This window comes from Halomonas sp. BM-2019 (assembly GCF_017584085.1).
The window spans coordinates 2804463-2804759 of sequence record NZ_CP071922.1 but is presented as its reverse complement, the minus strand read 5'-3'; the positions used below and the strand labels follow the sequence as shown (position 1 = coordinate 2804759).

Below are 297 nucleotides of genomic sequence, written 5' to 3'. Positions count from 1 at the left end.
TGCCCTGGAACCTGCCGGCCTGTCCTCGCTGCGCCGAGCCGCTTCCCGGCCGGCTCGAGGCCAGGGTGTGCGGCCGCTGCCTGGGACGGCCGCCGGCCTTTGCGCGTAGCCGGGTGCCGCTCTGCTACGCGGGGGAGGTGGCCGGGCTGGTGCAGCGCTTCAAGTTCGCGGCCTCGCCCCGGGCCGGGGCGGTGCTGCTGGCGCTGCTCCAGGCCGGCCTGGCCGAGCCGGCGCTGGCCTGGCCCCAGGCGGTCGGGCCGGTACCGCTGCACCCGCGCCGGGCCCGGGAGCGCGGCG

General features: G+C 80.1%; 1 pseudogene. It reads left to right on the top strand.

Features of this window, described 5'->3' with window-relative positions:
• Positions 1-297, top strand: a pseudogene (locus J5F18_RS14005) (ComF family protein); the annotation flags it as partial.